At 74.0% G+C, this 4,740-nt stretch carries 5 protein-coding genes; all 5 read left to right on the top strand.

Annotated elements, in window-relative coordinates; genetic code table 11:
* On the top strand, positions 1–703 hold a 703-nt coding region (locus EYA84_RS26860), incomplete at its 5' end, for an SDR family oxidoreductase (RefSeq protein ID WP_131056509.1).
* Between the two features lie 64 nt (positions 704–767).
* Positions 768–1,439 carry a GntR family transcriptional regulator gene (locus EYA84_RS26855; protein WP_131056507.1) on the top strand — a complete coding sequence of 224 codons (672 nt, stop codon included), beginning with the start codon at positions 768–770 and terminating at the stop codon, positions 1,437–1,439.
* A 28-nt stretch (positions 1,440–1,467) separates the two neighbouring features.
* On the top strand, positions 1,468–2,880 hold the full coding sequence (locus tag EYA84_RS26850; RefSeq protein WP_131056505.1) for a nitrate/nitrite transporter: 1,413 nt from the start codon (positions 1,468–1,470) through the stop codon (positions 2,878–2,880).
* Entirely contained in the window at positions 2,877–3,962 is a 1,086-nt protein-coding gene (locus EYA84_RS26845) for an S-(hydroxymethyl)mycothiol dehydrogenase (RefSeq protein ID WP_131056503.1), read from the top strand. The genes EYA84_RS26850 and EYA84_RS26845 overlap by 4 nt, the downstream gene beginning before the upstream one ends.
* Complete coding sequence (locus EYA84_RS26840; RefSeq protein WP_131056501.1) at positions 3,962–4,591, top strand: MBL fold metallo-hydrolase; 630 nt, start codon at positions 3,962–3,964, stop codon at positions 4,589–4,591. The genes EYA84_RS26845 and EYA84_RS26840 overlap by 1 nt, the downstream gene beginning before the upstream one ends.
* The last annotated feature ends 149 nt before the right edge of the window (positions 4,592–4,740 follow it).

Below are 4,740 nucleotides of genomic sequence, written 5' to 3'. Positions count from 1 at the left end.
GGCCGACGCCGTCCGCGCCGCACACCCCGGCCGGCCGGTCGACACGTGCGTGGTCGACCTGGCCGACGCGGCGGCCACCGGGGCGGTCGCCGGGCAGGTCCGGGACCGGCATCCGGTCATCCGGCTGCTGGTCAACAACGCCGGGGTGGCGCTCGGCGGGCGTTTCGACGAGGTGACGTTCGACGAGTTCAGCTGGGTGATGGAGGTCAACTTCCGGGCTGTGGCGCAGCTGACCCACGCCCTGCTGCCGGCGCTGAAGGCCGCGCCCGGGGCGCACCTGGTCACCGTCTCCAGCCTCTTCGGTCTGATCGCCCCGCCCGGGCAGGTCGCCTACGCGGCCAGCAAGTTCGCCGTCCGTGGCTTCACCGAGGCGCTGCGACACGAGCTCGCCGCCGACGGCGTCGGCGTGACCTGCGTGCATCCCGGCGGCATCCGGACCCGCATCGCCCGCGACGCCCGCGTGGGCAGCGGCGTGGACGAGGCCGAGTACGAGGTGGGCCGGCAGCGGTTCGAGCGGCTGCTCACCATCGACCCGAGGACCGCCGCCGAGGCGGTGCTGCGCGGGGTGGCCCGCCGCCGGGGACGGGTCCTGATCGGCTGGTCGGCCCGGCTGCCGGACCTGATGGCCCGGGTCGCACCGGTCGGGCACGGCCGTCTGCTGACCGCCGTCGGCAACCGGGGCCGGGTGCGCCGCCCGCACTAGTGCGGGCGTCCGCGCCGGTCACCCCGGTCGCATCGACGTCCGTTGTCGGACGGATGATAGATACATGACGCATCCCTCGGTGGCCGGTCGAGTCGCCGTGCCCTCCGCCGCCGAACGGGCCTACCACCACCTCAAACGCGCCATCCTGGAGCAGCTGTACGCGGGCGGCGCCCTGGTCAGCGAGGGCGAGATCGCCGAGGCGACCGGCGTCTCGCGGACCCCGGTCCGGGAGGCGCTGCTGCGCCTGGAGACCGAGGGACTGGTCCGCCTCTATCCCAAGCGGGGCGCACTCATCCTGCCGGTGTCCGCCCGCGAGATCGCCGACGTGGTGGAGGCCCGCCGACTCGTCGAGGTGCACGCCGCCGAGCGCATCTGGCCCCGCCGCGCCGAGATCCGTGACCGGTTGGCCGAGCGGCTCGCCGAGATGCGCGCCGCACACGCCGCCGGTGACCTGACCGCCCTGATGGCCGCCGACCGGGCGTTCCACGCCACCGTGGTCGACGCCGCCGGCAACGAGATCCTCGCCGAGCTGTACCAACGGCTACGGGACCGGCAGGTCCGGATGGGCGAGGCGAGCTTCCGGCTCTCGCCCCGCTGGGCCGAGGCGGCCCTGACCGAGCACGCCGCACAACTCGCCGCCCTCGACGGCGACGACCCGCAGGCGTGGCTCGCCGCCGTGGCCGCGCACATCGACACCTCCGCACGCGTGTTCCTGGGATCCCCGGTGAGCGTGTGACCACCGCCTCGCACCCCGGCACCCCCTCGTGAGCGCCCCGGCCCCGCTCCCGGCACCGCCCGGCCGGGCCCTGCTCGTCTGGGGTGCGGCGCTCAGCGCGTACGTCGCGGCGATCTTCCATCGCACCTCCCTCGGCGTGACCGGCGTGGAGGCGGCGCAACGCTTCGACATCAGCGCCGCCACGCTGGCGACCCTCACCGTCGCGCAACTCGCCGTGTACGCGGTGATGCAGGTGCCGGTCGGGATGCTCCTCGACCGGTACGGCTCGCGCCGGCTCCTGATCACCGGCGGTCTTCTGATGGTCGCCGGTCAACTCGCCTTCGCCCTGGTCGCCGACGTACGCCTCGCGGTGGCCGCCCGCGTCCTGATCGGTCTCGGCGACGCGATGAGCTTCATCAGCGTGCTGCGCCTGGTCGCGTTCTGGTTCCCGGGCCGCCGCAACCCGCTGCTGATCCAGTTGACCGGCACACTCGGCCAACTCGGTGCGGTGCTGGCCGCCGTACCGCTGGTGACGCTGCTGCACCACACCGGCTGGACCACCGCCTTCCTGACCGCCGCCGGCGGTGGCGCGGCCGTGCTGCTGGTGGTGGTCGCCGCCGTCCGGGACACCCCGCATCGGCCCGCCGTGTCCACCCCCGCCCCGGTCGGCGGGCGGCTCGCCGCCGCCTGGGCGCACCCGGGCACCCGGCTCGGGCTCTGGACCCACTTCGTCACGCAGTTCTCCGGCACCGTCTTCGCGTTGCTCTGGGGCTTCCCGTTCCTGGTGCAGGGGCAGGGCCTCAGCCCGACCACCGCCGCCTCCCTGCTCACCGTCCTGACGTTGGGGATGCTGCTGACCGCGCCGCTGGTCGCGCATCTGTGCGCCCGCCACCCGCACCACCGTTCGGTGCTGGTCTTCGCCGTCGTCGGCGTCACCGCCACCGTCTGGACGGTGCTGCTCGCCTGGCCGGGACGGGCACCCGGCTGGCTGCTGGTCACGCTGGTGCTGGTGCTGGCCCTCAGCGGCCCCGGCTCGATGATCGGTCTCGACTACGCCCGGACCTTCAACCCGGTCAGCCGCCTCGGCAGCGCCGCCGGCATCGTCAACGTCGGCGGTTTCGTCGCCTCGATCACCCTGGTGCTCACCATCGGCGTGGTGCTGGACCTGGTCACCCCGGCGGGCCAGGCCGCCCCCGACCTGACCGCGTACCGCTGGGCCTTCTCGGTGCAGTACGTGCTCTGGGCCGTCGGCGTGGTGCAGGTGCTGCGCTGGCGCAACGCCGCCCGCCGCGACCAGGGCGGGCACCGACCGGCGGCAAGCCGCGCCGAAGCTGTGCCCAGCCGCCCGCCCGCAGGTAGGTTCGCCAGCGGGAGTGACCGCGCGCGTCGCCGCCCCACCGGCGACGTCGCGGCGCAACGGCGGCGGCGCTTCGCGTCGGTGCGGACGAGGAGGAAAGCGTGAGCCAGCAGGTCAAGGGAGTCATCTCGCGGAGCAAGGGCGCGCCCGTCGAGGTCACCGACATCGTCGTGCCCGACCCCGGGCCCGGCGAGGCGGTGGTACGCGTGCAGTCCTGCGGGGTCTGCCACACCGACCTGCACTACCGCGAGGGCGGCATCAACGACGACTACCCGTTCCTGCTCGGCCACGAGGCGGCGGGCATCGTCGAACAGGTCGGTGCCGGAGTCGACGCGGTCGCCCCCGGCGATTTCGTGATCCTCAACTGGCGGGCCGTCTGCGGCGTCTGCCGGGCCTGCCGGCGGGGTCGCCCCTGGTACTGCTTCGCCACCCACAACGCCGCACAGAAGATGACCCTGGTCGACGGCACCGAACTCGCCCCGGCCCTGGGCATCGGCGCGTTCGCCGAGAAGACGCTGGTGCACGCCGGCCAGTGCACCAAGGTGGACCCGGCGGCCCGCCCGGCCGCCGTCGGGCTGCTCGGCTGCGGTGTGATGGCCGGTCTCGGCGCGGCCATGAACACCGGCAACGTGACCCGGGGCGACTCGGTGGCCGTGATCGGCTGCGGGGGCGTCGGGGACGCGGCCGTCGCCGGTGCCGCCCTGGCCGGAGCGACCACGATCATCGCGGTGGACACCGACTCCCGCAAGCTCGACTGGGCCCGCCGCTTCGGCGCCACCCACACCGTCAACGCCTCCGAGACCGACCCGGTGGCCGAGATCCAGGCCGCCACCGGCGGCTTCGGCGCCGACGTGGTGATCGACGCCGTCGGTCGGCCGGAGACCTGGAAACAGGCCTTCTACGCCCGTGACCTGGCCGGCACCGTCGTGCTGGTCGGCGTACCCACGCCCGACATGCGGGTCGAACTGCCGCTGCTGGACGTCTTCGGCCGGGGCGGGGCGCTCAAGTCCAGCTGGTACGGCGACTGCCTGCCCAGCCGCGACTTCCCGATGCTGACCGAGCTCTACCTCCAGGGCCGCCTCGACCTCGACGCCTTCGTCACCGAGGAGATCCCGCTCGACGGCGTCGAGGAGGCGTTCGCCCGGATGCACCGTGGCGACGTGCTCCGCTCGGTGGTGGTCTTCTGATGGCCGCCCGCATCGACCACACCGTCACCTCCGGCACCTTCTCCCTGGACGGGCAGACCTTCGACGTCGACAACAACGTCTGGGTGATCGGCGACGACACCGAATGCGTCGTCGTCGACGCCCCGCACGACGTGGAGGCGATCCTCGCCGTGGTCGCCGGCCGCCGGGTCACCGCGATCGTCGCCACCCACGCCCACGACGACCACGTCCGCGTGGCCCCGGAACTCTCCCGCGTCACCGGTGCGCCCGTGCTGCTGCACCCCGCCGACCGGGTGCTCTGGGACATGGTGCACCCCGACGAGCCGCCCGCCGGTGCGCTCGCCGACGGCGAGACGATCACGGTGGCCGGCACCCCGCTGACCGTGCTGCACACCCCCGGACACAGTCCCGGCGCCTGCTGCCTGTACGCCGCCGACCTCGACGTGGTGTTCACCGGCGACACCCTCTTCGCCGGCGGACCGGGCGCCACCGGCCGCTCGTACAGCGACTTCGGCACCATCGTCGACTCGATCCGGGACCGGCTGCTCACGCTGCCGCCGCAGACCGTCGTGCACACCGGTCACGGCGACAGCACCACCATCGGCGCGGAGGCTCCGCAGCTCCCCGAGTGGCTGGCCCGGGGCCACTGACCTGACGGCCGCAGGGGTGGCCTCGCTGCCCCTGCGGCCGGTTACGGGTTGGCGTCGACCCGTCGTCCTGGCCACACTCGGCGGATGCCGTCCGTCCCCCGCGCCGCGCTGACCGCCGCCCAGCATGCCGAGATCGACCGCGCCGCCCG

Origin of the sequence: Verrucosispora sp. SN26_14.1, assembly GCF_004307965.1 — a bacterium.
Lineage (GTDB): Bacteria > Actinomycetota > Actinomycetes > Mycobacteriales > Micromonosporaceae > Micromonospora.
The sequence above is the reverse complement of the archived record's forward strand: the minus strand, read 5'-3'. Positions and strand labels throughout refer to the sequence as shown.

Coding starts and splice junctions, on each gene's coding strand:
- EYA84_RS26855 (WP_131056507.1), top strand. CDS start 768: ATGACGCATCCCTCGGTGGCCGGTCGAGTCGCCGTGCCCTCCGCCGCC.
- EYA84_RS26840 (WP_131056501.1), top strand. CDS start 3,962: ATGGCCGCCCGCATCGACCACACCGTCACCTCCGGCACCTTCTCCCTG.